We start from the raw sequence: 25,193 nt of genomic DNA, 5'->3' as shown, positions 1-25,193 counted from the left end.
CCCGCTCTTCTCTCCCGACTTCCGTCAGTCGGTCCGCTCCCGCGCGCTCTGACCGCTGCGGCCGCTCCGTCGCCCTCCGCTCCGGACGTCGCGTTCGAGTCGCTCGGCGTGTTCGAGCCGAATCTCGCGGGCCTCCTCGGGGCTGACCGTCTCCCGGCCGTCTATCTCGTGGGTCACCGGCGAGTAGGCGTCGACGTCGAACCCCATCCGGTCGAGGTACGAGCGGACCGCCTCCGACTCCAGTCCCTCCTCGATGGCGGCGTCGACGTACTTCAAGACGGCGTCGAACTCGGGGGCGACGACCATCTCGTCGCTCACGGAGCCCGTCTCGCCGTCGATGCGGAGTTCGGCGCCGTCGAGGCGTTCGACGAACCCGGCCACGTCGTCCGCCAGCCTGAGCACCTCGCTCGGAAGCGCGTTGTCGGGCGAGCGCCACTCGACCGTCGAGAAGCGCTCTCGCAGTTGGACCGGCGTCCAGACGGCGCTCTCCGGGGAGAAGTTCGACTCGACGTCCGTCCGGTCGACGCCGGCGTCGACGGCGGCCGTCAGGAACTCCTCGAAGCGGCGTTCGAGTCGCCGCGACCACTCGCGCGTGTCGCCCGCGTAGCGCCACAGCCACCCCTGGTGCGGCACGTCGTCGTACGCCATCCGGCGGTAGAGCTTCGAGCGCGCGCCGGCGGCCAACCGCCGGCCGTCGAAGTACGGCGAGGTGTTCGCAAGCGCCAGCGCAGGGTCGATGGCGACCAAGGCGTTCAACTGGTCGATTTCGCGCCCGGGACGCTGTTCGACGTGGATGTGCGTCCCCGCGCAGTGTCGCACGTACCGGAAGTCGTCCCCGACGATGCGGTTCTGAATCCGCGTCCGCTCGCTGTCCAGTTCTCCGACGGTCTCTTCGCACATCGGCGTCGCGAGGGGGACGAGACCCCTGTCGAGTTCGTCGGCGCGTCGGAGGACCGCCCCGAGGCGTTCGTACAGTTCCTCGCGCAGTTCCGCCGTCGTCTCGCAGGGGGACGTCTTCACCTCCAAGATGGGCTCGACGAACTCGCGTTCGGTCCCCTCGGCCGCCCCGACGAGTCCGTCGGGTTCGACGAGGCGTCCCTCCCCGTCGACGACCCAGTACTCGACTTCGAGGCTCCGCCGAAGCGGACCGGACCCGTCTACGGACACGGCCGTCCCGTGGTGTTCAGAACGGTGAGCGGCCGTCGGCGACATCGTCCATCTACATAGGTGGTCGGTAACACATCACACAGGTACGAAGCCGACCCACAAGAACGCTTCGTGAACAGAACTATATGCGCCGAGACAGTCGACGTACGTTTTCGCTTCCGGGCTGGAGACGCACGTTCGAGTGAATATATTCGAGACTGTTTCCCGTTCGGACCGTTTCGCGGACGCGGCTCAGATGAGGTCGTCGAGTTCGTCGTTGCTCCAGGCGTCCGCGGGGTCCTCGCGGGCCTCGGCCTCGTCGGCCTCCGTCGCGGCGTCGCGCGCCCGTTGCATGAACGCTTCGAGGCGGTCGGAGCGCTCGACGCCGCCGAGGAGGACGAGCGAGGCGATGCGACCCGAGTCCAGCGGGAAGTCGCCGCCGCGGACCTGGAGGCTCCCCGTCTCCTCTTCGACCCACCGGCGGGCACGTTCGACGCCCTTGCGGGGGATTTTGTCGGGTTCGCCGGCGATGACGAGGAGCGCCGAGTCCGACTTCGACGCCTCGGGGAGACTCGTCCCCGTGAGGAGGGCGCGCCGCGTGGTGCTCATCACGGTGTTGATGTTGCCCTCGGCCGTCTCCGCGGATTCGGCGGCGGCGTACCCGAGCGCCGCGATGCCGCCCGAGCGGAGCGTGTTTATCACTTCGGAGGAGTCGACGACGCTCTCGGCCACCCCCTCGACGGCCTCGCCGGAGGCGAACAGCAGGCCCACGCGCCGCGCGATGGCGTCGTTGATGGCGTCGAACCCCTGTTCGAGGCTCTCGCCCGAGCTTCGAAAGGCGTCGTTGTCGACGAGCAACAGCGAGTCGGCCTCGCGGGCAACGGTCTTCAGAGAGCGGCCCGCGTTCACCTGGTACATCGCCCCCTCGTCCCGCCCGGGGAGGACGCCGAGCGCGTAGACGGGGACGTCGTATATCCGCTTGAGTTCCCGCACGAGGACCGGCGCGCCGCCGCTTCCGGTCCCGCCGCCGAGGCCGGCGACGACGAAGACGGCGTCCGCCTCGGCGGTGACGCTGCCGTCGAGGGCGGACAGCACCTCCCGCCTGTCGGCGTCCATCACGGCCGCGCCGAGTTCGTTGTCGCCGCCGACGCCGTGGCCCTTCACGCGGTCCTGTCCGATCAGGACGGTCTCGAAGGGCAGCTCTCGGAGGTCTGCCTTCGCGGAGTTCACGCCGACGGCGCCGAGCACCGCGCCGAACTCCATTCGCTCGTCGAAGTCGACCAGCGCGCGGGTGAGTTTCCCCCCGGCCTGCCCGACCCCTATCAGGACGGTCTTCATACCATCGAGTGGAGTGTACGGACCTTCAACTTTCCCCACCAATTCTTTATATGACATGACGGAGCCAGCCGCCCCATGCCGAACGACAGGACCGACATAGCCACGCTCGCCGCCCGTCTCGACGCCGTCGAACGCGCGCTGACCGACGGGGAGCGCGCCGGTTCGAGGGGCGCCGCGCGCGAGAAGTCGCCTCCGACCGCTCCCGAGACCCCCAACGGGGACGCCGCGGACGACGGCACGGACGAGACCCTCCGCCGACTCGAACGACGAGTGGAGGAACTGACCGCCGAACTCGACGCCGTCCGCGGACTGCTCGGCGGCGTCGAGGCGGTGAACGACTCCGTCGAGCGACGCGCGGACCTCGCCCTCGCGGCGGTCGAACGGTTGACGGACGAGCGAGCGGTCGAAGGGGAGTCGGACGGCCTCGTCGCGGAACGTCTGCCGGACGGGGACGACGGCGTCGACGATTCCTTCTCGGCGGTCGACGCGGCCGAAGCAGCGGCGGAGACGGGGGACGAGAACGCGGACTCGGACTCCCTCGCCGCCCGCCTCCGCGGGGCGTTGTGACGTGCTCCGGGTCGTCCTCGCGGCGGCGCTGGCGACGGCGGTGCTCGGGGCGTCGCTGCCGGCGGTCGACGGCGCGCGAACCGACCGGACCGCGACGGCGCTCGATTCTTCGATAGCCCGGCTCTCGGCGGCCGGGTCGGCGCTCGCCGTCGGCAGCGACGCGCCGAGCGACCCCGCCGTCGCGCCGGCGCGAACGGTCGCGCTCTCGCTCCCCCGACCGACGTGGACCGCCGCGGCCGTCGACTACGTCGCCGTCGGCGGGTCGCCCGGCGGGCCGGGCAACCGGAGCGTCGTGACCTACGCGGTCGAGAGCGCCGGCGAGACGCGGCGACTGCTCTCTGTCCCGGTACCGGTGCGGACACCGGGCGGTCCGGTCGTCTTCCGCGGGCGCGGGGAGCGGACGGTCTCGCTGTCGCTCCGGACGACGGCTGACGGACCGGCGCTCGTCGTCGGACGGGGCCCCTCCTGAGCTTCTTATACCGGGACGCGGCCAGCGGACCCATGTCACTCGACTTCGCCGCTCTCGCCGCCGCCGCGAGCGCGGTCGTCTCCGGCGGACCCGACGCCGGGAACGGGGACGCCGACGCCTGCCGGTGTCGCCACTCCTTCGAGACGCCCGTCGGCCGAGGTACGGACCGGACCGAACTCGTCGTCGACGCCGACGACTGCCCCGGCGAGGGGGACCTCGCGCGCGCCCCGGCGTGCCGCGCCGCCGCCGTCGCAGCGCTCGCAGACCGGGACGCCGACGCGATCCGCGTCCGCGCCGGCGGACTCCAACGCGCCTACGACGACGGCGCCGCGGGACTTCTCCTCGCGGCCGGCCGGTTCGTCGAACGCGCGCGGTTCCACGACGAGTCGCTGGCCGACCGCGCCCTGCGCGACCCGGTCGGGGCCGCCCACCGGGCGACCGGCCGGGCGGGTCCGGTGGCGCGAATCGCCGCCGAGACGGGCCTCGCCGCGGGCGCCGAACGCGTCGACCGGAGACGGGGAGATGGAGAGGACAGAACAGAGGGAGAAGACGACTACGCCGACCTGCTCCGCTGCTCCGTCGGCCCGTCCGTCGCTCGCTCTCGCGTCGTCCGCCGTCCGCCGCCGGGGGCGACGCTGCTCGACCGCCGGGAACTCGACACCGGCGCGACCGTCCGCCTCTACCGGACCGACGGGCGGGGAACCGATACCGACCGGCTGTACCACCTCACGCCCGTCTCGCACGGTCTCGGCGCGGCGGCGACGGCGACGCTCGCGGCGGCGCGCGACTGCCTCGCCCGCGGGGTCGTCGGCGGGGGCGAACGCGCCCCCGGCCGGGCCGTCCGACACGTCGCGGGCGACGGCGACCCGGTGGAGACGCTCTCGGACGTGCTGGACCGCCACACGCGGGGCAACGGCGTCCTCGACGACCTGTTCGCCGACCCGCGCGTGACCGACGTCGTCGCCTCCGCGCCCGTCGAGTCGAACCCCGTGCGCGTCACCCTCGACGGCGAGCGCCTCCCGACGAACGTCCGCCTCACGGCCGACGGCGCGGCGGCCCTCGCCTCGCGGTTCAGACGCGCCAGCGGACGCGGGTTCTCCCGCGCGTCGCCCGCCCTCGACGCCACCGTCCGCGGGCCGAACGGCCGCGTCCGCGTCGCGGGCGTCACCGCGCCCGCCAGCGACGGCGTCGGCTTCGCCTTCCGCGCGCACGGCGACCGCGCGTGGACGCTGCCCGGCCTCGTCGCCGCCGGAACGCTGTCCGCCGAGACGGCGGCGCTGCTCTCCCTGGCGACCGAACGCGGCGCGACCGGACTCGTCGCCGGGACGCGCGGCGCGGGCAAGACGACGCTGCTCTCGGCGCTCCTCTGGGAACTGCCGGCGTCGACGCGCCTCGTCGCCGTCGAGGACACCCCCGAGCTCCCGGTCGACGCGCTCCGGGAGGGCGGCCGCGACGTGCAGGCGCTCCGGACCGAACTCGGGGACGACGCGGCGTTCTCCCCGACGGACGCCGTCCGGACCGCGCTCCGACTCGGCGACGGCGCCCTCGTCGTCGGCGAGGTTCGGGGGGAGGAGGCCGCCGCGCTGTACGAGGCGATGCGCGTCGGCGCGCACGGGCACGCCGTCTTCGGAACCATTCACGGCGATTCGCCCGCCGCGGTCCGCGAGCGAGTCGTCTCCGACCTCTCGGTCCCCGAGTCGTCGTTCGCGGCGACGGACCTCGTCGTCGTCTGCGCCCGCGACGGCCCGGAGCGGCGGGTCGACGCCGTCGCGGAGGTCCGCCGGGACGGGGAGGGCGGCGCTCGCGGCGGAGGCGCGCTCGGGTTCGAGACGCTGTACGACCGGAGCGCGGGCGACGGAGACGACGATAGGGGCACCGCCGGAACCGGCGTCGTCGCCCGCGGCGACAGCGCCCTCGTGGCGTCGCTCGCCCGCCACGACGAGTCCTACGCCGACGTGCTGGCCGTCCTCCGGCGGCGCGAGGAGCGACTCGCGCGTCTCGCCGCGACCGACCGGACGCGGCCCGAGGACCTGCCGAGCGACGAGCGCGACTCCGAGGCGACCCGATGACCGACCTCCCGCGAATCGCGGACGCGCTGGCCCGACTGTACCCGTGGCCGGTCGAACCGAGCGACGACCTTCGAGAGGCGCTCGCGTACCTCGGGAGCGACGCGGACGCCGAGACGGTCGTCCGCGCGGGGTACGGGCTCTGCCTCCCGCTCTCGCTGGCGGCGTTTCTCCTGGCGACGCTGGCGCTCGCCGACGCGCCGCTCGTCGCCCGCCTCTGCGCCGGCCTCGCCGTCGGCCTCGCGGGGACGCACGCGGTCCACCGGCTGCCGGCCGCCGCCGCTCGGCTCAGACGGACGCGCGCGCTGGGTGAGACGACGGCGCTGGTCGGCCGCGCGACGCTCCGGATGCGGCTGGCTCCCGTCCCCGAGCGGGCCGGTTCGTTCGCCGCTCACGCCGCCGACGGACCGCTGGCCGACAGCCTCGGAGAACACGTCCGACGCGCCCGCGGCACGCCCGACGCGGGCTTCGAGTCGTTCGCCGCCGAGTGGGGGGAGACGTTCCCGGCGCTCGCCCGGTCCGTCTCCCTGCTCCGGACGGCCGCGGACGCCCGGCCCGCGGACCGGGAGCGGACGCTGGACCGCGCGCTCGACGCCGTCTTGGACGGCACCCGAGACGAACTCGCCTCGTTCGCGGGCGACATCCGCGGCCCGGCGACGGGCGTCTACGCCTTCGGCGTCCTCCTGCCGTTGGCGCTGGTCGGCGTCCTCCCGGCGGCCCGCGCCGGCGGCGTCTCGGTGCCGACGGCGCTGTTCGTCGCCGTCTACGACCTGCTGCTTCCGCTGTCGCTCGTCGCCGCGAGCGCGTGGATACTGCTCCGTCGACCCGTGGCGCTGGCGCCGCCGCGCGTCGATTCGAGCCACCCGGCCGTCCCCTCCTCGCCCGCGCGGGCGGTCGGCGCCGCCGTCGCCTGCGGCGCCGGGGGCTGGGCCGTCGGGGGCGCCGTCGCCCCGTGGGCCGACTGGCTGACGGCCGCCGGCGCGGGTCTCGGAACCGGACTGCTCGTGCGCTACCGTCCCATGGCGGAGGTCCGAGCGCGCACTCGAGCGGTCGAGGCCGGTCTCGACGACGCGCTCTCGCTCGTCGGCCGCCGCGTCGACGCCGGCGATTCCGTGGAGGCCGCCGTCGAGGCCGCGGCGGAGGCGTTCTCGACGCCCGCGGGCGAGGTGTTCGCCGAGGCGGCCGGCGTCCGGCGCCGCCTCCGCGTCGGCGTCCGCGAGGCCTTCTTGGGGAGGCACGGCGCCCTCACCGACGTCCCGAGTCCGCGGGCGCGCGGGGCCGCGGCCCTCCTGTCCGTCGCGGCGGACGAGGGACGACCCGCCGGGGACGCCCTCGTCGCCGGCGCCGACCACCTGCGGGACCTCCGCCGGGTCGAGTCGGAAGCGCGGCGCGAACTCGCCGCGGTGACGGGGACGCTGTCGAACACCGCGGCCCTGTTCGCACCGCTCGTCGGCGGCGCCACCGTCGCCATGTCGGCCCGGATGGGGTCGGTGGACGCCGGCCTCGCGGACCGCGGGGCGGAGGCAGGGGCGGCAACGCTCGGACCCGAACTGCTCGGCGCGGCGGTCGGCGGCTACGTCCTCTTTCTCGCCGCCGCGCTGACGGTCCTCTCGACCGGACTGGACCGCGGTCTCGACCGGAGCCTCGTCGGCTACCGCGTCGGCATCGCCCTCCTCTCGGCGACGGCGGCCTATCTCGCCGCGTTCCGCGGCGCGTCGCTCCTGTTCTGATTCGTGGGCGAGACCCACCGCGCCGAGCGTTTATATACGAACCCGCGGCCAGACGGTCCATGCTCGACCTACCGCTCGACGCGTGGTACGCGTGGCTCGGACTCTCGCTCGCGGGCGTCGCCCTCGTCGGCGCCGCCTCGGGACTGCCCACGGCGCCGCCGCCGAACGCCGAGTCGGCGGCCGCGACGGTGGACCGCGCCGCGGCCGCCGAGTACGCCTCGACGGCCGAACACCCATTGGACGCGACGGCGGTCAGACTCCGCCCGCGACGACTCGCCCTCCGGAACGACGCGGGGACCGCGCACGCCACGCTCGCGTTCGGCCCGGTCACGCCCGTACCGCCGGGCGACTCGCGGCTCCGCGACGTGGTGCACGGCGCGCACCCCGCCGACGTCTACGACGACCCGGAGGCGTTCCGACAGGCGGTCGTCGACGCCCGCGCCCGCGCCGGCGACGCGCCGTGGCGCGCGGTGGACCGCACGCTTCTCGTCCGCACGACGACCTGGGAGGGGGTCGATGTCGTCCTCGTCGACGCGTGAGCCGTCGGCGGAGCGAGCGCTGGGAGGCGACGCGAGCGGTCGGGGGGCCCGCGCGCAGGCGTCGTCCGTCGCCGCTCTCGCCGCCCTCTTCGCCGTCTGCGCCGGTGTGAGCCTCTACGCGACCGTCCTCGCCGGCGCGGTGCCGGTCGTCGACGAACGGGATGCGGCTGACCCGACGCTGGACCGCGTCGCGGACGCGGCGAGCGACGGCGGCGTGGTCGCGCCGGACCGTCTCTCCGGGACTCCTGACTACCGCCCCGCCGGGCGCCGAGTCAACGTCACGCTCGTCGCCGACGACCGGGTATGGCACGCCGGCCCCGCCGTTCCCCCGGCGGCGTCGGCCGCGACGGGTCGCGCGGACCGCACGAAGCCGACGGGCCACGCGGACCGCATCGACCGCGCCGGTCGCCTCGTCAGCGTTCGACTCGGCCCCGGTTGCGTCGAACCCGGACGGCTCTCGGTGGCGGTGTGGTCGTGAACGCCGCCGTCGACGCCGCGGTGTTCTTCCTCCTCCTCGGCGCCGCCGTCCTCGGCGTCACCGCCGCCGACGCCGGGGCTCGCGCGGACTCGGCGGTCGTCGAGGACGACCGACCGGACGCCGTCGCCGCCGTCCTCGCGACGAGCACCGCCACGGTGAACTACTCGCTCGCGCCGGGGGCGCGCCGGGCGAACGTGCGAGCGGACGCGGACGAACACGGGAGCGTCCGCTTCGAGCGCACGGCCGGCCCGGAGTTCCGACGGACGACGCGCGGGTCGCTCGGCGGCCTCCTCGCTCGGGCCGCCGTCGGGACGGCCGGCTTCGACGGTGCTCCCGTAACGCACGCGCGGGACGACCTGCGGAGGGCCGTCGACGGCGCCGTCCAGGAGAGGATTTCGACCGTCGGCCTCCGAGTCGACGCCCTCTGGCGGCCGTATCCCGGCGCGCCGGTCGAGGGCCGGGTCGCCGTCGGCGGCGCCCCGCCCGACGGCGCGGCGGTCGACGCGGCGACGCTCACCGTCCCCACCGGCGCGAAGCCGCTCTCCCCCGACGAGACGCGCGATTTCGCGTCGCTGTCGGGCGCCGTCGCCGACCGCACCGTCGAGGTGCTGGTTCCCGCGACCCGGATGCGACTCGCACTCCGCGACGACGCTCCCGTCTCGACGTTCGCGCGGTACCGCTACGCCCGCCTCGCCGCGGAACTGGACGCTCCGGTGACCGACGACGTCGACGACGCGGACACGGGGACGGCGAACCGCCGCCTCGCGTCCGCGCTCGCTCCCCGCGTCGAGTCAGACCTGCGGGCGCGCTACGACTCCCCCGAGGCGGCCGCGGCCGCCGTCTCGGCCTCCGAGGTGCGAATCGTCGTCCGCGCGTGGGACGCCGACGGAGGGGGGCGCGGAGGCGCGAGAGAACCCGCCGACTCGCGAGCGGAGGGCGGTCGCTGATGCGCCTCGCGGACGACGAGCGAGCGCGAGTCCCGTTCGCCCTCGTCGGCGTACTCCTCCTCGTCGGGAGTTCGACGTTCGCGGCGTCGCTCGCCTCGCCGGGCGCCGGCGTCGTGGACGACTCGGTCGACGTCGCGATGGACCGCGCCGACGCCGAGACGACCGCCGCGCTTCGGGTGGCGGTCCGCGACGCGGCCGAGGCGGCCGCCGCCGACCCGGTGACGACGCCGGCGAACACGACGGTCGGTCGCGCCCTCGACGGGAATCGGACCTTTCGCGACTACCTGCGACTCAGAATCGCGCTCTCGGCCCGCGAGGCGCTGTCGACGGTGGAACACCGCCGCGGGGACGCGGTGGCGCGGGCGTCGCTCCCGGCGGTTTCGGAGACGGGAGTCCGACCGGCGTTGCACGACGTCTCCGTGTCGCCGGTCGACGGCGGCCGGTCGCTGACGGCGACGGTCCGGAACGTCTCGCTGGTCGCCGCGCGAAACGGGCGCGTCGTCGCCGAGCGAACCGTCTCGCGCCGCGTGACCGTCGTGGTTCCGGTGCTCGCGCTCCACGACCGGACCGCCGACTTCCAGCGGCGACTGAACCGCTCGCCGGTGTACGCGCCGGGACTGAAGCGCCGGACGACGGCCGGACTGCTCGCCGTCGCGGAGGCGCGCGGCCTCGCCCAGCACGCCGGCGCGCCCGTCGACAACGTCGTCGCCAACCGTCACGTCGAACTCTCGACGAACGCGGGCGTCCTCGCGGCGCAGCGTGCCTCCTTCGGCCGAGCCGACCCCGACGCCGGCCGGGGAGTCCGCGCGGCGACGCTCCGAACCGGGCTCTCCGACGCGCTCCCGTCCGTCGTCGGCGGACGCGCAACCGACCGACTCGTCGACGCCGCACCGCGTCCGAATCCGTCACCCCCGCCGCTGTCGACGCAGACGTTCTCCGCGAGCGTCGGCGGCACCGCAGACGACGCCTTTCTGGCGTTGCTCGGGGACGGTGGCGGGAACGGCGCGCCGACGCTCGATTCGCTCCGCCGCGACGGCTACACTACGGACCAGACCGTCGTCTCGGCGGTGACCGACGCGGACGAGGGGCGGAAGCCGGCTCCCGACCCGCCGTCCGCGTCGGGCGAATCGAGCGAGTGGACGCTCGTCGACGAGGACCTGAGCGCCGAGGTGTCGGTCGGCGCGGCCGAGGCGCCCGCCTCCCCGCCGGCCGTCGGCGTCGGCGAACGCGCCTTCGAGACGACCGCTCGACGGGTCGTGGTGCGCCGCACCGTCTCGCGGACGTGGGCGCGGAACGGCACCAGACGGGCGACGACGGCGCGCTGGCACGACAGCTACCGCGTCCGCGTCGCCGTCGTCGCGTCGCTCCGCCCGCTTCCCGGCCCGGACCGGCCGGTGACCCCCTTGTTCGACCGGGGCGGCGCCCTCTCGGGGCCGAACCTCGCCGGCGTCCCGCGAGCGACGAGGGAGGCGCTGGCCGACCGGGGCGGCGCCGACGCAGTCGCCCGTCGGGCGGCCCTCGACGCCGGGAGAGACGGCGACGGCGACGTCGGCGTTCCGGGAGCGTCGACGGGTCACCTCGGCGAGCGTCCCGAAGCCCTCCGCGGGTGGGTGTACGCGGACGTCGCGGGACTCCGCGAACGGGTTCGGAACGTCTCCGTCGAGGTGGCCGCGCGGGACGCGGCGACCGGTCACGCCAACGCGGCGGCCGAACTCGCGGCGGCGGTCCGCGCCCGACGCGCGGAACTGGTGGACGCGCCGGCCGAGTACGACGGCGTCGCCGACCGAACCCGCGTCGCGGCGCGCGCGGCGTACCTCGACCGGGTGCTCGCGGCGCTGGACGAACGCGCCGCGGCGGCGGGCGGGCGGAACGACCGACTGCGGGATGCGCTCGCCTCCCGCGACGTGGACGCGGACGCGGTGAGGAGGGCGCTCGCCAGTCGCGCGGCCGAGAACGACTCGGATGCTGTGGACCCCGTCAACCCCGCCGACCCCGACGCGTTCGTCCCCGACGGCGACCCGGCGTACCTCTCGCTGTCCGGCGTCGGCGGCGCGGGGGTCGACGGCGTCGCGGACGGCGCGACGTACACCCCGCTGGCGGCGCGGAACACCAACCTGTTCACCCTGCCGTACGGCGACCTCGCGGACTCGGTCGTCGGCGCGGTGTTCGGCGGCGGCGGGGTCTCGCTCCGCACGGCGGGGCGGGCGCTCGTCGCCGCCGACCGGACGCTCGCCGTCCGCGAGGACGCGACGCTCCGCGGCCGGCGGGACCGACTCGCGGCGGAGGTCGACCGGTCACTGACCGCCGTTCGACTCCGAGCGGCAATCGCGGTTCGACGCGAGACGACGCTGACGCGTCGAGAGAGCGCCGAGGCGGTGGATGTCGCGCTCGCACGCTGGGACGGGCCGGGGGGGCGCGCCGTCGCCGCGTCGAACGGGTCGCTCGCGGCCGCCGTCGCCGCCGAGGCCGACGTCGAGGACGGCGCGGCGCGGGACCGACTCGCCACGGCGCTCAGAGTCGAGTTGCGCGGGGCGACGACCGCGCCGGGAGTCCGCGTCCCGGAAGCGGCCGCGAACGACACCGCCTCCCGGACGCGGACGCTCGCGACGGAACTGACGACCGAGGCGGCCTCTCGCGGCGCCGACCGCCTGACCGACCGCGCGCTGAACGGCACGCTCGGGTCTGTTCCGGCGGGGCTTCCGCTCTCGCCGACGCTGAACCCGTGGGTCGCGACGACGAACCTCTGGATCGTCGAGGCACGCGGCGCGTACGCCCGTTTCGCCGTCTCAGCGGGCGGCGGCGCCGTGCCGACGACGTACGTCCGCGACGGGTCGGTCGTCCGGTTAGACGTCGACGGCGACGGAAGTCGGGAGGTCGTCGGCTCGAACGGGCGAATCGGCTTCGAGGTGCGGACTGTCGTCGTCGCCGTCGTCCCGCCCGCCGGCAACGGCGTCGGCGACGTCGACGGCGACGCGTTCGAGGCGTCCCCGGCGTGGTCCGGCGCGGCGCCGGGACCGCGGTGCGACACGCCGACGGGGCGGTGTCCGCGGGAGTGAGCGCGGAGGAGTACGGAAACCGTTTTGCCCGCGGCGCGGCGAGTGGGGGTATGCTCTACGACGCGGCCGACGACCCGGCGTCGCTCTCGCCGGCTGAGTTGCGGGAAGCCTACGAGGCGCAGATTCGGACCGTCGTCGACTCGGTCGGCGTCGAGGCGGCGGCGGCGGACGCCGACGTCGACGAGGAACAGGTCGCCGCCGTCGCCGACGGCCCCGCGCCCGACATGCGCGTCGAGGACGCGGCCGCGCTGTTGGCGCTCTCGGAGGAGTACCCCGACCAAGAGGCCATCGTGCTCGAACTCCGCGACCACCTCCTCCTCGGGATGACGACGGGCGTCCTCGACGTGGACACCATCGCCTCGAACGTCGACCTCGGTCTCTCCGGGCAGGAGATACAGCAGGCGCTGGAGGGCCGGAACGCGATGACGCTCGAACAGTTGGCGGCCATCCACGGCTACATCGCCGAGCGGAACGACCGGTAGATGGCCCGCGCAGTCATCGTCGGGTGCGGCTACGTCGGCCTCGAACTCGGCCGACAACTGGCGAGCGACGGCCACGACGTGACGGGCGTCCGTCGCTCGGACGACGGCCTCGCGGCCGTCGAATCGGCGGGCCTCGACCCGGCGCGCGCCGACGCGACTGACCCCGAGTCGCTCTCCTCGCTCCCGGACGCCGACTGGGTCGTCTTCGCCGCGAGTTCCGGCGGCCGCGGCGCCGACGCCGCCCGACGGGTCTACGTCGACGGTCTGCGGAACGTCCTCGACGAATACGGGGACCGCGAGTCGCCGCCGGAGCGACTCGTCTACACCTCCTCGACGGGCGTCTACGGCGACCACGGGGGCGACTGGGTCGACGAGGAGACGCCGCTGGACCCGACGACGGACAAGACGCGCGTCCTCGCGGAGGCCGAACGCGTCGCCGTCGAGGGGGCCGCCGAGGCGGGCATCGACGGCGCCGTCGCGCGCTTCGCCGGCCTGTACGGCCCGGACCGTTACCGCCTCGACCGCTATCTCTCCGGACCGGTCACGGAGGGGTATCTCAACATGGTCCACCGCGACGACGCCGCCGGCGCGGTGCGCTTTCTCCTCTCGGACGAGGGCGCCCGCGGGACGGACACGCTCCTCGTCGTCGACGACGAACCCGTCGCCAAGTGGTCGTTCGCCGACTGGTTGGCCGACGAGTGCGGCGTCGCCCGACCGGACAAGCGGACGAAGGAGGACCGCCTGGCCGACGGCGACCTCTCGGAGGCGGCGCGGCGGCGGATTCTGACGAGCAAACGGTGCTCGAACGGCCGCCTCCGGGAACTCGGCTACGAGTTCGCCTACCCCACCTTCCGGGAGGGCTACCGCGCGGCGATAGACGACTACCGCGCGGACGGCGGCGCGGGCTAGCGTTTTCTCCCCACATACTGTCGTTCTCGTGACGGTGAAACAAAGGGAATCTTCATACGTGTGGCACGGGACCGCACGGTATGGATCCGAGGGCAGCCGTCGGCGCGACGGGGGTCGCGCAGGTGGTGGGTGGGGCCCGATCCGTCCTCGCGGACCATCCGGGGTTAGTCGTGGCTATCGTCGTCGCCGCGGTGGCGCTTGTCGGCGGTCTGTACGTCACCCTGCACTTCAAGCGTCCGACCGGGACCCGATTTCTGGAGCGGTTGTCGGAGTTGGACGAGGTGGCGGTGCTGATGCATCCCAACCCGGACCCCGACTCGATGGCCGCGGCCATCGGCGTCGCCTGTCTCGCCGAACAGGTCGGCGCGACCGCGCACATCCAGTACACCGGACAGATACGACACCAGGAGAACCGCGCGTTCGAGACGGTGTTGGACCTCGATTTGGAATCCATCGACCACGTCACGGACCTCGCGGCCGGCGACGTCGTCCTCGTGGACCACAATCGCCCGCGCGGGTTCGCCGGCGCCGACGGCGTCCTCCCGTTCGCCGTCGTCGACCACCACCCCGGCGACGGGACGGGCGAGCGGTTCACCGACGTGCGGACCGACTACGGCGCCTGTTCGAGCATCGTCGCGGAGTACTTCCGCGACGTCGGCGCGCGGCCGGTCCCGCCGGACCGTCACGCCAGCGAAGTCGGCACCGAGTACACCGTCCCCTCGATGGTGGCGACGGGACTGCTCTACGGCATCCTCACCGACACGAAGCGGCTCACCGCGGGCTGTTCGGCCGACGACTTCACCGCCGCGGGCTACCTCTACCCCGGCGTCGACGAGGACGTGCTCGACCGGGTGGCCAACCCCGAGGTGTCTAAAGAAGTGCTCGAACTGAAGGCGCGCGCCATCGCCGGCCGGGACGTGCGCGGCCCGTTCGCCGTCAGCGACGTCGGCACGCTGTCGAACGTCGACGCCATCCCGCAGGCGGCGGACGAACTCATCCAGTTGGAGGGCGTCACCGCCGTCGTCGTCTGCGGCGAACGCGACGGCACGCTCTTCCTCTCGGGTCGCTCCCGCGACGACCGGGTCCACATGGGGCGGACGCTCGAACACGCCCTCGACAACGTCCCCGGCGCCTCCGCCGGCGGCCACGCCCGCATGGGCGGCGGGCAGATTCCCCAGCGAGACGGCCGCATCCTCACCGACGGCGGCGACGCCCTCGCCCGGACGACGCTCTGCGAGCGCCTGTTCGAGGCGATGTCGGGCGACGTGTGACGACCAGAGCGCGTTTACCCGCCCGCGCCCTACCCCGCCCATGGCGACGACAGCCGGCACGTGGGAGTATCGCGACCGATTCGGCGACGCGTTCGCGCGGACGTACTTCCGTCGGTTCGGGCCGGGCGTCGTCTCCAGCATCGGCCTCGGCACCTACCTCGGCGACCCGACGGACGAGGCCGACGTACGCTACCGCGAGGCGATGACGGAGGCGCTCGAATCGGGCGTCAACCTCCTCGACACGGCGATAAACTACCGCTGTCAGCGCAGCGAACGCGCCGTCGGCGACGCCCTCGAAGCCGCGGACGTCTCCCGCGAGGAAGTCGTCGTCGCGACGAAGGGCGGGTTCGTCCCGTTCGACGGCTCGCGCCCCGACGACCCCGGCGCGTACGTCCGCGACGAGTTCGTCCGGACCGGCCTCGTCGACGCCGACGACTTGGCCCGCGGGAGCCACTGCATCGCGCCCGGCTTTCTGGACGCGATGTTCGACCGCTCGCTGGAGAACCTCCGGGTCGAGAAAATCGACTGCTACTACGTCCACAATCCCGAGACGCAGTTGACCGAGCGGTCGAGAGAGGACGTCTACGACCAGTTGGAGGCGGCGTTCGAGACGCTTGAGGAGCGCCGCCTCGCGGGCGAGTTGGGCGTCTACGGCGTGGCGACGTGGGAGGCGTTCCGCGTCCCGCGCGGCCACGACAGCTATCTCTCGCTGCCGGAAGTCGTCGCGCGCGCCGAACGCGCCGCGGAGTCCGCGGGCGCCGACGACTGCGGGTTCGCGGCCGTCCAACTCCCGTTCAACGTGCGGATGGCCGACGCGTTCACCGTCGAGGCGCACCGCCACCCCGAGGAGGACGAGGACGTGAGCGCGCTCAGGTACGTCCAGGAGAGCGGCCTCGACGCGTTCGCCAGCGCCAGCCTCTCGCAGGGCGACCTCGTCGACTCGATTCCCTCGCCGATAGACGAACAGCTCTCGGGGGAGACGCCCGCGCAGCGAGCGCTCAACTTCGCGCGGAGCGCACCCGGCGTCACGGGTGCCCTCGTCGGCACCGGGTCGCCCGAACACGTCGCGGAGAACGTCGCCGCCGGCACCTTCGAACCGCTCGGCGCCCGCGCGTTCGACGCGGTGTTCGAGTAGACGCGCTCAGCCCAGTTCCTTCCACTCGGTGCCGCAGTCGGGACAGGTCCGAACCGAGAACACCTCCTCGGGGTCGTTCCGCGTCTTCAGCGTCTCCCCGCACTCGCTGCACGCGAGGCGGTCGTACGTATCTTTCTCCAGTTCCCCCTCGCGCAACCCCTTCCGCGTCGTTTTCATACCGCTTGGGTTTTGTCAGCGTTACTTAAAAAGTCGCTGGGAGATGACACCGATTCGCACGCTCGTCGTCGGGCGGTTTCGAGGGCGGGTCAGAGCGCGGGAGCGGCGTTCCGGAACGCTTGACCCCCCCGGAGCGAAACGCACGGGCGTGTCACGAGGTCGGCTGTTCGGAACGCTCTGCTCGATGGTGCTGCTCGTCAACCTCGCGCGGGTGATATTCGCCCCCCTCTTAGAGGAGTTCATCGCCGTCTTCGGCATCGGGGAGGCGACGGCCGGCCTCGTCGCGACGCTCGTGTGGGTCGGCAGCGCCGTCCCCCGCCTCCCGACCGGGTGGCTCCTGACACGCGTCCCCCGCCACCGCGTCGTCCTCGCCACCGGCGGGATACTCACCGTCGCCTCCGCGTTCACCGCTGCCGCCGACTCCATCGTCATGGTGGGCGCCGGCGCCCTCCTGATGGGCCTCTCCTCGGGCGTCTACTTGGTCGCCGCCAACCCCCTCGTGAGCGAACTCTACCCCGAGCGCGTCGGGCGGGCGCTGGGAATCCACGGCACCGCCGCCCAACTCGCCGCCGTCATCGCCGCGCCGTTCGTCACGCTCGTCCTCTCCGTGTTCGTCGAGTGGCGCGTCGTCTTCGTCTGTATCGGCGTCGCCGCCTTCCTCGCCACCGTCGCCTTCTACCGCACCGCCCGGCGCACCGAACTCCCGGCGGCGGGCGCGGCCGACAGGGACCTCCTCGGCGCCGCGCGGGCCCAGTGGCGGGTCATCCTCCTCGGCGTCGCCATCCTCGGCACCACCGGGTTCGTCTGGCAGGGGCTGTTCAACTTCTACGAACTGTACATGCAGACGAAGGGGCTGGGAAGCGCGACGGCGAAGAACACGCTGACGCTGCTGTTCGCCGCGGGCGTCCCCGCCTTCTTCGTCTCGGGGCGCCTCGCCGACCGCCTGCCGCAGGTGCCGTATCTCCTCTCCATCGTCGTCGTGTTCGTCGTCGCCGTCCTCGCGCTGACGGCGGCCACCAGCCTCGTCCCCATCCTCCTCCTCACGGCCGTCGTCGGCTACGTCGTTCACAGCCTCTTTCCGGCGCTCGACACCTACCTGCTCGACACGCTCCCCGACCAACACCGCGGCAGCGCCTACGCCGTCTACTCCGCCGGGATGATGATCGTGCAGGCCACGGGGTCCTCCGCCGTCGGGGTGCTCCGCGAGGGCCACGGCGCCTACGACGTCGTCCGCGCCGCGACGGCCCTGCTGCCGGTCGTCGAACCGCTTCCGCCCGGCGGCCTCTCGTACGACGCCATCTTCACGGGGCTCTCGCTCGGCCTCGCCGTCGTCGTGAGCGCGCTGCTCGCACTCCAGCGTCTCGACAGACTCCCGAACTGACGGACGGAGACCCGCCCGCTTTTCTTCGGGCGGTCCTCACTGTCGGCCGATGGAGTACGTGCAGGAGCGGGTGACGACGCTTCACGACCTCTCGGACCCGGTGCCCGACGCGCCGACGGCGCGGGCGGCGGTGGTCGTCCCGATGACCGAACGCGAGTACGCGGGGCTGGCGGCCGACCGCGTCCTCTCGACGCTCGAAGGCGTCGACCCCGCCCGCGTGGTCGTCCCCCTCCGCGCGCCGGCCGAGCGCGTCGGACCGTTCCGCGAGTGGCTCTCGGAGTACGACCTCCCCCTCGAAGTGCTGTGGTGCGACGGGCCGCGCGTCTCGGACCTGCTCGACGCGGAGGGACTGAACGGAGTCAGGGGAAAGGGACGCGACGTATGGCTGGCCCTCGGCCGCGCCGCCGAGGAGGAGTTCGTCGTCGTCCACGACGCCGACACGAAGACGTACGACCGCTCGTACGTCCCCCGCCTGCTCTTCCCCCTCGCTCACGGCTACGGCTTCTCGAAGGGCTACTACGCCCGCGTCGAGGACGGCCGCCTGTACGGTCGGCTGTTCCGCCTGTTCTACGCGCCGCTGGTCCGCGCGCTGGCCGACGAGACGCGCGCGCCCGTCGTCGACTACCTCGACGCCTTCCGGTACGCGCTCTCCGGCGAGTTCGCCGCGACGAGCGAGGTGGCCCGGTCGCTCCGCGCGCCGCGGTCGTGGGGGCTCGAAGTCGGCGTCCTCGGCGGCGCGTTCGACGCCGTCGGCTTCGACGGGACGGCGCAGGTGGACCTCGGCGCCTACGAGCACGACCACCGGGCCGTCTCCGGGCCGACCGGCCTCTCCGATATGAGCGAGTCGGTCGGCGAGACGCTGTTCCGGACGCTCGCGGACCGCGGCGTCGACCCCGACTTCGGGACGCTCCCCGACCGCTACCGCGAGGCGGCGCTCCGACTGGTCGACCAGTACGCCGCCGACGCGGCGTTCAACGACTTCGCGTTCGACCGGGCGGGCGAGCGCGAACAGGTGGCCGCCTACGCCGACGCCGTGGTCGAACCCGAGGGCGAGGACCGCCGCCTGCCCGCGTGGTCGGACGCGCCGTTCGACCCCGCGGACGTCGTCGCCGCCGCCGAGCGAGACGCCGAGGAGGTGTCGTCGTGACCGACGCCGAGGCGCTGTACGACGACCTCGCCGGCGTCGTCGACCTGTTCGGTGCGCTCTCCCGGGCGGAACTCCGGCGCGCGCTGGACGAACTCGCGTTCAAGCAGGGGCGGGACGCCGACGCGGAGGCGCTGTCGGCGGCGGTGGAGGACGCGGTGCGCGAGTACTACCTCGTCGCGTACGACCGCGACGGCGACGGCGACGGCGCCGAACTCCTCGTCCCCGGCCCGGCGGCGTTCCCGTCGCTCCCCGAGAACGCCGAGGACCTGCCGCACATCCTCGACCTGGACCGGCGAACGGTCGACCGCGGGGCGGCCGCCGACGCGGCCCTCGCCCGCCTGCGGCGGGACGCCGAGGCGGCCGTCAGGGCGGGCGACGAGGCGCGCATCGAACGTCTCCTCGACGTGACCTACGACGCGGAACTGTGGGCATCCGACGGCGCGAACGTGGACGTGAGCGGCGAGACAGGCACAGACGTCGAGTCGGTTCGCTCGCGGTTAGAGGCAGCGCTCGACTGACTATCCCGTTTAATCCGCATAGAAGTCGGCTCGCCGCGAGAGCTAAGGCTAAGCGCCTCCGACGGTTCGAACCACCATGGACCTCTCGCGGGTGTCGTCGCACGACGCCGAGACGGTAGCGGACGCGGACCGGCAGGCGGCCGTCGTCGCCCCCGTCCTCGTCCGCGACGGCGAGGACCACGTCCTGTTCACGAAGCGGGCGGACCACCTCGGCGAGCACCCCGGCCAGATGAGTTTCCCCGGCGGCGGCCGGGAACCGAGCGACGAGGACCTGCGCGAGACGGCGCTCCGCGAGGCGTACGAGGAGATCGGCCTCCTCCGCGACGAAGTCGAGTTCTTCGGCCGACTCGACGACATCGGCACCGTCACCGACTACTCCGTGACGCCGTTCGTCGCGCGCGTCCCCGACAGGGAGTACGACCCCGACGAACGCGAGGTGGCCGAGATAGCCGTCCTCGCGGAGTCGGACCTGACGAATCTGGACAACTACGAGTCCGAACAGCGGATGCACCCCCAGTACGGCGACCACCGCATCCACTTCTTCCACGTCGACGGCTACACCGTCTGGGGGGCGACGGGTCGGATGCTCGTCCAACTGCTCGAACTCGCCACCGACTGGGAGGCGCCGCCCGAACCCGACCGGGTGGTCGACCCGGACGCGGAACTGCCGCTGTAGGGTCACAGAAGAACAGAGACGCGCGGCCGCGGCCGCTCGCTCCCCCTCAACCGAGGACGGCCTTCGCCGCGCGCGTCCGCCCGAACTCCATCCGTTCGAGGTAGGCGTCCACGCCGAGGACGCGCCCCGCGCCGAGGAGGCCGAGGGTGACGAACAGCAGCAGACCGAACAGGTCGCCGTTGACCAGTCCGTGCCCCCACTCGGCGTTCCCGAGGTAGAACCACGTCATCAGGAACGCCCCGAACAGGCTGGCCAGTCGGACCAGGGCGCCGAGGAGGAGACCCAGTCCGATGAGCGTCTCCCCGACGGGCACGGCGACGTTCACCACCTCCATCAGCCACGGCGTCCCGCCGACCCACGCGAAGAAGCCGTGGACGGGACTCCCCTGCGTCCCGTTCACCAGCCATCCGGTGGCGTCGAACGGTTCGGCCGCCAGCAGTTTTCCGAGCCCCGACTGCAGGAACCAGTAGCCGGTGACGACGCGCAGCACCGCCACCCAGTAACCGGCCGCCGTGTTCCCGAGGTCGAAATCGAGCAGTTCTCGCGGTCGTACCGACGCGTCGGTCGCCATCGTGCTCACCACACACCTAGTCGTTGCGGGGGAAGGGACAAGTAACTCGGAACCGAGTCCCAGTTCGTGAAAACGCCCGTAGGCAAGAAGTGACCCTGAGCGACGCGTTTATGCCGTCCGGTCGGCAACGAGAGGTCACATGGTCGCACAGACGATGGATCGAGTTCCGCGACGACGATAGTTCTCTTCCCGTGAGTAGTGATACACGATGTTGACCGGTGAGTGCGCCGTCTCGCGGACGGGTCTCGACGCGGTGGCCCTGAAGCCGAAAGAGTGCGACGTGCGGGCGGCCCTCGACACGCCGTTCGACACCGTCGCCGTCGACTACGAGGGCCGCGAGCACCTCCCGGACGCCGAGGTGCTGCGCGAACTCGCGGCCGACCGAGAGGTCCGCCTCACGATGCCCGTCCGCGCCGACGGCTTCGACCCGACGGGGGACGACAGCCTCTGGGACTGGGTTCCGCAAGACGTTCGCCGCGTCTTCGTCGCCGGCCACGCCGCCTACCTCTCCGAGGAGGAACGCCGCCGCGCCGTCGCGCCGCGCCTCGCCGCCGGCCTCGAACGCGCGCCGGACGCGTGGGTCGGTACCGAGGGCGTCGAACGCGTCGCCCTCGCCGCCGGCGGGACGCAGTACGAACTGCTCTCGCGGTCGACGGAGGCGGACCTCCGCGCCCTCCGCGCGACGGGGTACGACGGCGAAATCGCCGTCTACGCGCCGACGGTGCTCGCCGACGACGAGGACGAGATTCTGGACGGCGTCGGCGCCTACGCCGCCCGCCGCCGGCCCGTGGCGAAGGCGCTCCCGTCCGACGCGGCGACGGACGCCCGGGCCGAGGGCCGCGCCCGCGAGGTGCTCGGGAAAGCCGTCCGCGACTACGCCCTCGTCGGCGACGTCGAGACGGTCCGCGACCGCGTCTCCTCGATAAAGGAGGCGGGCGCGGACCTCGTCGTCGGCTACCCCGCCCGCGGCGTCGAGGAGTTCTCGGAGTAGTCTCGCGTCCGACATCTTATTACTCGTCCGACACGTCGTCCTCTCATGGAGTCGACCGAGTCCGCTCCCGTCCGAATCGCTCGCGCGGACTTCCTCGCGCTGACGCAGGCGGTCCCGGCGCTCTACTTCCTCGCACTCTCCGGGTGGGGGCTGCTCTCGGCGGGTCTCTCTGTCGAGGTGGCCGGCTGGTTCGGCGCGGCCGTCGTCTCGGGCGCGTTCGGCGCGCTTCTCTACGTTCGCCCGGATTCGGTGGACCGCGGGAGCGACCGCGCGCCCCGCCGCTGGTTCGAAGTCGCGGGCGTCGTCGCGGGCGGACTGCTCCTCTCGGTCGTCGCCGGGTATCTCCTCACGACCGCCGTCTGAACCGCCGATTCGTCGAAGAATAAGTAGCGTCCGGACGAGCGACGACTACGATGGAACGTTCGCCGCACCTTCAGGAGCACACGACGACCACCGCCGCCGAGCGATTCGAGGACGCCTCGGTCGCCGTCCTGCCGACGGGCGCGATAGAACAGCACGGACCGGCGCTCCCCCTCGGCACCGACTACCTCGCCGCCCGCGCAGTCGCCCAGTCGGTCGACCGCGAGGACGCCATCCTCCTGCCGCCGATTCCCGTCGGCGTGAGCGACCACCACCGGCAGTTCGACGGAACGCTCGCCGTCTCGCCGGAGACGTTCGCGGCGTACGTCGAGGAGACCGTCGAGAGCCTCGCGGCCCACGGCCTTCGAAAAGTCGTCGTCGCCAACGGCCACGGCGGCAACGACGACGCCCTCGAACGCGCCGCCCGCCGCCTTCGGAGCGAGGAGACGGCGTTCGTCGTCCCGTGGAACTGGTGGTCGAATCTCGACGGGACGGCGGAGGAGTTGTTCGGCACCGAGGGAATCGGGCACGCCGACGAGATGGAGACGAGCATGGTCTACGCGGCCGCGCCCGAACTCGTTCGCGAGGACGCCCTCGCGGCGGCGGAAGAGGAGGGCGCGGACTCGTGGGGAACGACCGTCGCGGGCGCGTCGCTGCCCGTCGACGCCGCGGAGTTCACCGACAGCGGCGCCGTCGGACGCCCCACCCGCGCGTCCGCCGAGGCGGGGGAGCGACTCCTGACCGAGGCGCAGGAGGACTTAGAGACCCTTATCGACTGGCTCTCGGAGCGGTCGTTCGAGTCGCTGCTGCCGGCGGAGCACCGATGACGGGAGAACGAGAAGACGACTTCGCGCGGCCGTTCGAGATTCCGGACGGGTCGGGCCGGCGAGTCGCCGTCGTCGGCGCGGGCGCGGTCGGACTCACGGCCGCGGCCGACCTCGCGGCGGCGGGCGCGGCGGTGACGGCGTACGAACGCGGCGACGCCGTCGGCGCGGGGTCTTCCTCGCGCGCCGCCGGCATCCTCTACGACGCCTACGCCGAGGACGTGGACGTGCGGATGGCCGCGCGCGCCCTCTCGCGGTTCCGCGCGTTCGACGCCGACGACGCGAACGACTTCTCCACGACGCCCTGCCCGTACGTGTTCCTCGCCCGCGCGGACGACGGGCGGACCGGCGAGGCCGTCGCCGAGACGGCCGAGCGGATGCGCGCCCACGGCCGCGACGTGACGACGACGGACGGCGCCGGTCTTCGAGAGCGGTTCGGCGACGCCCTCCGAACCGACGACGTGGGGACGGCCGCCGTCGCCGCGGACGCGATGTGGACCGACCCGGCCTCCTACGTCGAGGCGGCGGCCGACCGCGCCCGCGCGGCGGGCGTCGAGATTCGGACGGGCGAGGAGGTAGGAGTCCGCGCCGACCCGCCGGGCGTCGTCCGTCCGGGCGGCGCGGTGACCGAGCGGTACGACTCGGTGCTCGTCGCGGCGGGCGCGCACACCAAGCGGGTGCTCGCGGCGGCGGGCGTCCCCCTCGCGACGAAACCCTACCGGGTGCAGGCGCTCGTCAGCCGCCGTCCCTACGACGGTCCCATCTGCTACGACGCGACGGCGGGGGCGTACTTCCGCCCGCACCCCGAGGGCCTCCTCGCGGGCGACGGCACCGAGGCCGTCGAGTTCGACCCCGACGAGTGGTCCCGCGACGGCGACGACTGGTTCGTCGAGGCGGCGACGGGCGTCCTCGACCGCCGGGCGAACTACGACGCCGACGTGGCGCGGGCGTGGGCGGGCCTCTGCACGGCGACGCCCGACAGAAAGCCGCTGCTCGGCGAAGTCGCCGAGGGCGTGTTCGTCGCCACCGGGTGGCACGGCCACGGGTTCATGTGGGCGCCCGCCTCGGGCGAGGCCGTCGCGGCCGCGATGCTCGGCGGGGAGAGCGTCGAAGAAGCGTACGACCCGCGTCGGTTCGACGGAAGTGAAGCGTTCGAGGTGGTCGAGGGGATGACCGTCGACTGACCGGCGTCAGGTCAAAATCGAACCCGGTTAGCGGTCGAGGCCGGCGGAGTTGTCGTCTTCGTCCTCGTCGTCATCGTCGCCTTCGCCCACGGAGTCCGTCGACCCGACGCCGTCGGCGGCGTCCGTCGCGTCGATGTCCGTCGAGGACCCGGTGGCGTCGAGGCCGGCGCCGTCTCCCGAACTGTCGACGTCGTCGCGGTCCGTCTCGCCCTCGGTGTCGTCGCGGGCCATCGTCTCGCCCTCGGTGTCGTCGCGGGCCATCGTCTCGCCCTCGGTGTCGTCGCGGGCCATCGTCTCGCCCATCGTCGTCTCCGCGCCCGCACCGGCGCCGGTGGCGTCCACGTCGGACGAGGAGGCGTCCGCCTCGTCGGTGACGGCCACGTCCTGCGCGCGTTCGTCCTTCGGAATCTCCACGCGGAGCGTCCCGTTGGCGGCGAGCGTTGCGTTGGCGCCCGTGGCGTCCACGACGGCGTCGTCGGGCAGTTTCGCGCTGCCGTCCAGCGAGAGGCCGCGGCCGGGGAAGCGCATCTCGAACCCCTCGTGGAAGTCGCGGAAGCGGTCTATCTGGACCTGCACCTCGCCGTCCAGAAAGCGCACCTGCACGTCGCTACGTTGGACGCCGGGGGCGTCGAAGACGACGAGGTAGGCGTCGTCGCTCTCCAAGACGTCGTACGGGAGCGGTTTCCGCTCCTGCACCCGGCCGACGCCGCGGCCGATGCGTTCGAGGACGCTCCGGGCCGCCGACTCGCCGAACTCCTTGAACCCGCTCATAGCTCGATGGCTTCGAGACAGTCGGTCCCTCGGCAGTACGGACAGGCGAACTCCTCGACGCCCACGTCGTCCGGCATGTCGTAGGTGTAGTGCATCTCGAACATATCCATCTCGCAGTCCGAATCCGTACACTTCACTTCGAGGGTCGCAGGCATGTCTCCGTCTAGCCCCGCCACGATGATAAACACGCGGGCTTCGGCCCACCTCGCCGCGGTGTCGCGGTCCTCGGCAGCCCTCGGTGATGCTCGGCGGGCCGAGCGGTGACCTTTCGTGACCACCGAAGCGCGCCGGTCGACGGATGTTCCGGCCCGCCGCGGACGCTACCGTCGGTACGACGGCGGACGGCACGGCCGCGTCGCTCGGCGTCTCGATTTCGGGAGGTCGCTACCGGCGAAGTCGGCGTCGGGGGCGCCCGCCGAGAGGGGGAGGCGGCGGACGAGTTACCGCCGACCGGGCCGCG

The 25,193-nt window shown here is 73.3% G+C and carries 25 protein-coding genes and 1 pseudogene; 20 read left to right on the top strand and 6 right to left on the bottom strand.

What is annotated here, in order from left to right:
* Positions 1 to 24: 24 nt before the first annotated feature.
* Both NDI79_RS05190 and NDI79_RS05185 read right to left on the bottom strand, forming a co-directional pair.
* Complete coding sequence (locus NDI79_RS05190; protein ID WP_425499569.1) at positions 25 to 1,212, bottom strand: glutamate-cysteine ligase family protein; 1,188 nt, start codon at positions 1,210 to 1,212, stop codon at positions 25 to 27.
* A 186-nt stretch (positions 1,213 to 1,398) separates the two neighbouring features.
* The gene (locus NDI79_RS05185) at positions 1,399 to 2,484 is read right to left on the bottom strand and encodes a tubulin/FtsZ family protein (protein ID WP_310927372.1); all 1,086 of its coding nucleotides are present in this window, start codon (positions 2,482 to 2,484) and stop codon (positions 1,399 to 1,401) included.
* Between the two features lie 75 nt (positions 2,485 to 2,559).
* Between NDI79_RS05185 and NDI79_RS05180 the strand changes: the two genes are divergently transcribed.
* The 12 genes from NDI79_RS05180 to NDI79_RS05125 all read left to right on the top strand — a co-directional run bounded on the left by NDI79_RS05180 (position 2,560) and on the right by NDI79_RS05125 (position 16,133).
* Positions 2,560 to 3,051 (top strand): DUF7310 family coiled-coil domain-containing protein, encoded by a 492-nt coding sequence (locus NDI79_RS05180; RefSeq protein WP_310927371.1) that lies wholly within the window; start codon positions 2,560 to 2,562, stop codon positions 3,049 to 3,051.
* A 1-nt stretch (position 3,052) separates the two neighbouring features.
* A complete protein-coding gene (locus NDI79_RS05175; protein WP_310927370.1) occupies positions 3,053 to 3,520 on the top strand; it encodes a DUF7311 family protein in 468 nt (155 codons plus the stop codon).
* Positions 3,521 to 3,552: 32 nt separating this feature from the next.
* The gene (locus NDI79_RS05170) at positions 3,553 to 5,589 is read left to right on the top strand and encodes an ATPase, T2SS/T4P/T4SS family (RefSeq protein ID WP_310927369.1); all 2,037 of its coding nucleotides are present in this window, start codon (positions 3,553 to 3,555) and stop codon (positions 5,587 to 5,589) included.
* Positions 5,586 to 7,316, top strand: a complete 1,731-nt coding sequence (locus NDI79_RS05165) for a type II secretion system protein (protein WP_310927368.1) — start codon at positions 5,586 to 5,588, stop codon at positions 7,314 to 7,316. Before NDI79_RS05170 ends, NDI79_RS05165 begins: the two co-directional genes overlap by 4 nt.
* A 59-nt stretch (positions 7,317 to 7,375) precedes the next feature.
* Complete coding sequence (locus NDI79_RS05160) at positions 7,376 to 7,855, top strand: DUF7283 family protein (protein WP_310927367.1); 480 nt, start codon at positions 7,376 to 7,378, stop codon at positions 7,853 to 7,855.
* On the top strand, positions 7,833 to 8,333 hold the full coding sequence (locus tag NDI79_RS05155; RefSeq protein WP_310927366.1) for a DUF7285 family protein: 501 nt from the start codon (positions 7,833 to 7,835) through the stop codon (positions 8,331 to 8,333). Before NDI79_RS05160 ends, NDI79_RS05155 begins: the two co-directional genes overlap by 23 nt.
* Positions 8,324 to 9,280, top strand: coding sequence for a DUF7284 family protein (locus tag NDI79_RS05150; protein WP_310927365.1), 957 nt, complete (start codon positions 8,324 to 8,326; stop codon positions 9,278 to 9,280). The genes NDI79_RS05155 and NDI79_RS05150 overlap by 10 nt, the downstream gene beginning before the upstream one ends.
* Positions 9,280 to 12,336 carry a DUF7286 family protein gene (locus NDI79_RS05145; protein ID WP_310927364.1) on the top strand — a complete coding sequence of 1,019 codons (3,057 nt, stop codon included), beginning with the start codon at positions 9,280 to 9,282 and terminating at the stop codon, positions 12,334 to 12,336. Before NDI79_RS05150 ends, NDI79_RS05145 begins: the two co-directional genes overlap by 1 nt.
* 50 nt (positions 12,337 to 12,386) lie before the next feature.
* Positions 12,387 to 12,818 (top strand): DUF5791 family protein, encoded by a 432-nt coding sequence (locus tag NDI79_RS05140; RefSeq protein ID WP_310927363.1) that lies wholly within the window; start codon positions 12,387 to 12,389, stop codon positions 12,816 to 12,818.
* On the top strand, positions 12,819 to 13,727 hold the full coding sequence (locus tag NDI79_RS05135) for an SDR family oxidoreductase (RefSeq protein ID WP_310927362.1): 909 nt from the start codon (positions 12,819 to 12,821) through the stop codon (positions 13,725 to 13,727).
* 80 nt (positions 13,728 to 13,807) lie between these two features.
* Positions 13,808 to 14,998: a DHH family phosphoesterase gene (locus tag NDI79_RS05130; protein ID WP_310927361.1), complete on the top strand. Its 1,191-nt coding sequence runs from the start codon at positions 13,808 to 13,810 to the stop codon at positions 14,996 to 14,998.
* 40 nt (positions 14,999 to 15,038) lie between these two features.
* Complete coding sequence (locus NDI79_RS05125) at positions 15,039 to 16,133, top strand: aldo/keto reductase (RefSeq protein WP_310927360.1); 1,095 nt, start codon at positions 15,039 to 15,041, stop codon at positions 16,131 to 16,133.
* Between the two features lie 6 nt (positions 16,134 to 16,139).
* On the opposite strand, the gene NDI79_RS05120 is transcribed toward NDI79_RS05125, so the two are convergent.
* Positions 16,140 to 16,310, bottom strand: a complete 171-nt coding sequence (locus NDI79_RS05120) for an HVO_0758 family zinc finger protein (protein WP_310927359.1) — start codon at positions 16,308 to 16,310, stop codon at positions 16,140 to 16,142.
* Positions 16,311 to 16,494: 184 nt separating this feature from the next.
* Here NDI79_RS05120 and NDI79_RS05115 point away from each other — a divergent pair, with 184 nt between their 5' ends.
* The 4 genes from NDI79_RS05115 to NDI79_RS05100 all read left to right on the top strand — a co-directional run bounded on the left by NDI79_RS05115 (position 16,495) and on the right by NDI79_RS05100 (position 20,032).
* A complete protein-coding gene (locus NDI79_RS05115) occupies positions 16,495 to 17,691 on the top strand; it encodes an MFS transporter (RefSeq protein ID WP_310927637.1) in 1,197 nt (398 codons plus the stop codon).
* Between the two features lie 49 nt (positions 17,692 to 17,740).
* Positions 17,741 to 18,838: a glycosyltransferase family protein gene (locus tag NDI79_RS05110; protein WP_310927358.1), complete on the top strand. Its 1,098-nt coding sequence runs from the start codon at positions 17,741 to 17,743 to the stop codon at positions 18,836 to 18,838.
* Positions 18,835 to 19,356, top strand: coding sequence for a DUF7109 family protein (locus NDI79_RS05105; RefSeq protein ID WP_310927357.1), 522 nt, complete (start codon positions 18,835 to 18,837; stop codon positions 19,354 to 19,356). The genes NDI79_RS05110 and NDI79_RS05105 overlap by 4 nt, the downstream gene beginning before the upstream one ends.
* Before the next feature lie 76 nt (positions 19,357 to 19,432).
* Entirely contained in the window at positions 19,433 to 20,032 is a 600-nt protein-coding gene (locus NDI79_RS05100; RefSeq protein ID WP_310927356.1) for an NUDIX hydrolase, read from the top strand.
* A gap of 46 nt (positions 20,033 to 20,078) precedes the next feature.
* Here the strand turns inward: NDI79_RS05100 and NDI79_RS05095 are convergent, their stop codons facing one another.
* Positions 20,079 to 20,603 carry a DoxX family membrane protein gene (locus NDI79_RS05095; protein WP_310927636.1) on the bottom strand — a complete coding sequence of 175 codons (525 nt, stop codon included), beginning with the start codon at positions 20,601 to 20,603 and terminating at the stop codon, positions 20,079 to 20,081.
* A 208-nt stretch (positions 20,604 to 20,811) separates the two neighbouring features.
* Here NDI79_RS05095 and NDI79_RS05090 point away from each other — a divergent pair, with 208 nt between their 5' ends.
* Genes NDI79_RS05090 through NDI79_RS05075 form a run of 4 tightly spaced genes read left to right on the top strand, consistent with a single transcriptional unit; the run spans position 20,812 to position 23,962 of the window.
* On the top strand, positions 20,812 to 21,594 hold the full coding sequence (locus tag NDI79_RS05090) for a DUF7388 family protein (RefSeq protein WP_310927355.1): 783 nt from the start codon (positions 20,812 to 20,814) through the stop codon (positions 21,592 to 21,594).
* Positions 21,595 to 21,639: 45 nt separating this feature from the next.
* Positions 21,640 to 21,957, top strand: coding sequence for a hypothetical protein (locus NDI79_RS05085; protein WP_310927354.1), 318 nt, complete (start codon positions 21,640 to 21,642; stop codon positions 21,955 to 21,957).
* Between the two features lie 50 nt (positions 21,958 to 22,007).
* Positions 22,008 to 22,781: a creatininase family protein gene (locus tag NDI79_RS05080; protein WP_310927353.1), complete on the top strand. Its 774-nt coding sequence runs from the start codon at positions 22,008 to 22,010 to the stop codon at positions 22,779 to 22,781.
* Positions 22,778 to 23,962 (top strand): NAD(P)/FAD-dependent oxidoreductase, encoded by a 1,185-nt coding sequence (locus NDI79_RS05075; protein ID WP_310927352.1) that lies wholly within the window; start codon positions 22,778 to 22,780, stop codon positions 23,960 to 23,962. Before NDI79_RS05080 ends, NDI79_RS05075 begins: the two co-directional genes overlap by 4 nt.
* 279 nt (positions 23,963 to 24,241) lie before the next feature.
* Here NDI79_RS05075 and NDI79_RS05070 read toward each other — a convergent pair.
* Both NDI79_RS05070 and NDI79_RS05065 read right to left on the bottom strand, forming a co-directional pair.
* A pseudogene (locus NDI79_RS05070) lies at positions 24,242 to 24,733 on the bottom strand (Hsp20/alpha crystallin family protein); the annotation flags it as partial.
* Positions 24,730 to 24,888 carry a DUF7559 family protein gene (locus NDI79_RS05065; RefSeq protein WP_310927351.1) on the bottom strand — a complete coding sequence of 53 codons (159 nt, stop codon included), beginning with the start codon at positions 24,886 to 24,888 and terminating at the stop codon, positions 24,730 to 24,732. The pseudogene NDI79_RS05070 and the gene NDI79_RS05065, both read right to left, overlap by 4 nt.
* Positions 24,889 to 25,193 lie beyond the last annotated feature (305 nt).

The organism is Halogeometricum sp. S3BR5-2 (assembly GCF_031624635.1).
GTDB classification, from domain to species: domain Archaea; phylum Halobacteriota; class Halobacteria; order Halobacteriales; family Haloferacaceae; genus Halogeometricum; species Halogeometricum luteum.
Note: the sequence above shows the minus strand (reverse complement) of the source record. Positions and strands in the feature narration are given on the sequence as shown.

What these genes read in the sequence shown, in the direction of transcription:
- NDI79_RS05185 (WP_310927372.1), bottom strand. Translation starts at nt 2,484, where the DNA reads ATGAAGACCGTCCTGATAGGGGTCGGGCAGGCCGGGGGGAAACTCACC.
- NDI79_RS05090 (WP_310927355.1), top strand. Translation starts at nt 20,812, where the DNA reads ATGTTGACCGGTGAGTGCGCCGTCTCGCGGACGGGTCTCGACGCGGTG.
- NDI79_RS05160 (WP_310927367.1), top strand. Translation starts at nt 7,376, where the DNA reads ATGCTCGACCTACCGCTCGACGCGTGGTACGCGTGGCTCGGACTCTCG.
- NDI79_RS05145 (WP_310927364.1), top strand. Translation starts at nt 9,280, where the DNA reads ATGCGCCTCGCGGACGACGAGCGAGCGCGAGTCCCGTTCGCCCTCGTC.
- NDI79_RS05095 (WP_310927636.1), bottom strand. Translation starts at nt 20,603, where the DNA reads ATGGCGACCGACGCGTCGGTACGACCGCGAGAACTGCTCGATTTCGAC.
- NDI79_RS05080 (WP_310927353.1), top strand. Translation starts at nt 22,008, where the DNA reads ATGGAACGTTCGCCGCACCTTCAGGAGCACACGACGACCACCGCCGCC.
- NDI79_RS05110 (WP_310927358.1), top strand. Translation starts at nt 17,741, where the DNA reads ATGGAGTACGTGCAGGAGCGGGTGACGACGCTTCACGACCTCTCGGAC.
- NDI79_RS05065 (WP_310927351.1), bottom strand. Translation starts at nt 24,888, where the DNA reads ATGCCTGCGACCCTCGAAGTGAAGTGTACGGATTCGGACTGCGAGATG.
- NDI79_RS05180 (WP_310927371.1), top strand. Translation starts at nt 2,560, where the DNA reads ATGCCGAACGACAGGACCGACATAGCCACGCTCGCCGCCCGTCTCGAC.
- NDI79_RS05165 (WP_310927368.1), top strand. Translation starts at nt 5,586, where the DNA reads ATGACCGACCTCCCGCGAATCGCGGACGCGCTGGCCCGACTGTACCCG.
- NDI79_RS05085 (WP_310927354.1), top strand. Translation starts at nt 21,640, where the DNA reads ATGGAGTCGACCGAGTCCGCTCCCGTCCGAATCGCTCGCGCGGACTTC.
- NDI79_RS05075 (WP_310927352.1), top strand. Translation starts at nt 22,778, where the DNA reads ATGACGGGAGAACGAGAAGACGACTTCGCGCGGCCGTTCGAGATTCCG.
- NDI79_RS05170 (WP_310927369.1), top strand. Translation starts at nt 3,553, where the DNA reads ATGTCACTCGACTTCGCCGCTCTCGCCGCCGCCGCGAGCGCGGTCGTC.
- NDI79_RS05135 (WP_310927362.1), top strand. Translation starts at nt 12,819, where the DNA reads ATGGCCCGCGCAGTCATCGTCGGGTGCGGCTACGTCGGCCTCGAACTC.
- NDI79_RS05190 (WP_425499569.1), bottom strand. Translation starts at nt 1,212, where the DNA reads ATGTCGCCGACGGCCGCTCACCGTTCTGAACACCACGGGACGGCCGTG.
- NDI79_RS05115 (WP_310927637.1), top strand. Translation starts at nt 16,495, where the DNA reads ATGGTGCTGCTCGTCAACCTCGCGCGGGTGATATTCGCCCCCCTCTTA.
- NDI79_RS05100 (WP_310927356.1), top strand. Translation starts at nt 19,433, where the DNA reads ATGGACCTCTCGCGGGTGTCGTCGCACGACGCCGAGACGGTAGCGGAC.
- NDI79_RS05120 (WP_310927359.1), bottom strand. Translation starts at nt 16,310, where the DNA reads ATGAAAACGACGCGGAAGGGGTTGCGCGAGGGGGAACTGGAGAAAGAT.
- NDI79_RS05125 (WP_310927360.1), top strand. Translation starts at nt 15,039, where the DNA reads ATGGCGACGACAGCCGGCACGTGGGAGTATCGCGACCGATTCGGCGAC.
- NDI79_RS05140 (WP_310927363.1), top strand. Translation starts at nt 12,387, where the DNA reads ATGCTCTACGACGCGGCCGACGACCCGGCGTCGCTCTCGCCGGCTGAG.
- NDI79_RS05155 (WP_310927366.1), top strand. Translation starts at nt 7,833, where the DNA reads ATGTCGTCCTCGTCGACGCGTGAGCCGTCGGCGGAGCGAGCGCTGGGA.
- NDI79_RS05130 (WP_310927361.1), top strand. Translation starts at nt 13,808, where the DNA reads ATGGATCCGAGGGCAGCCGTCGGCGCGACGGGGGTCGCGCAGGTGGTG.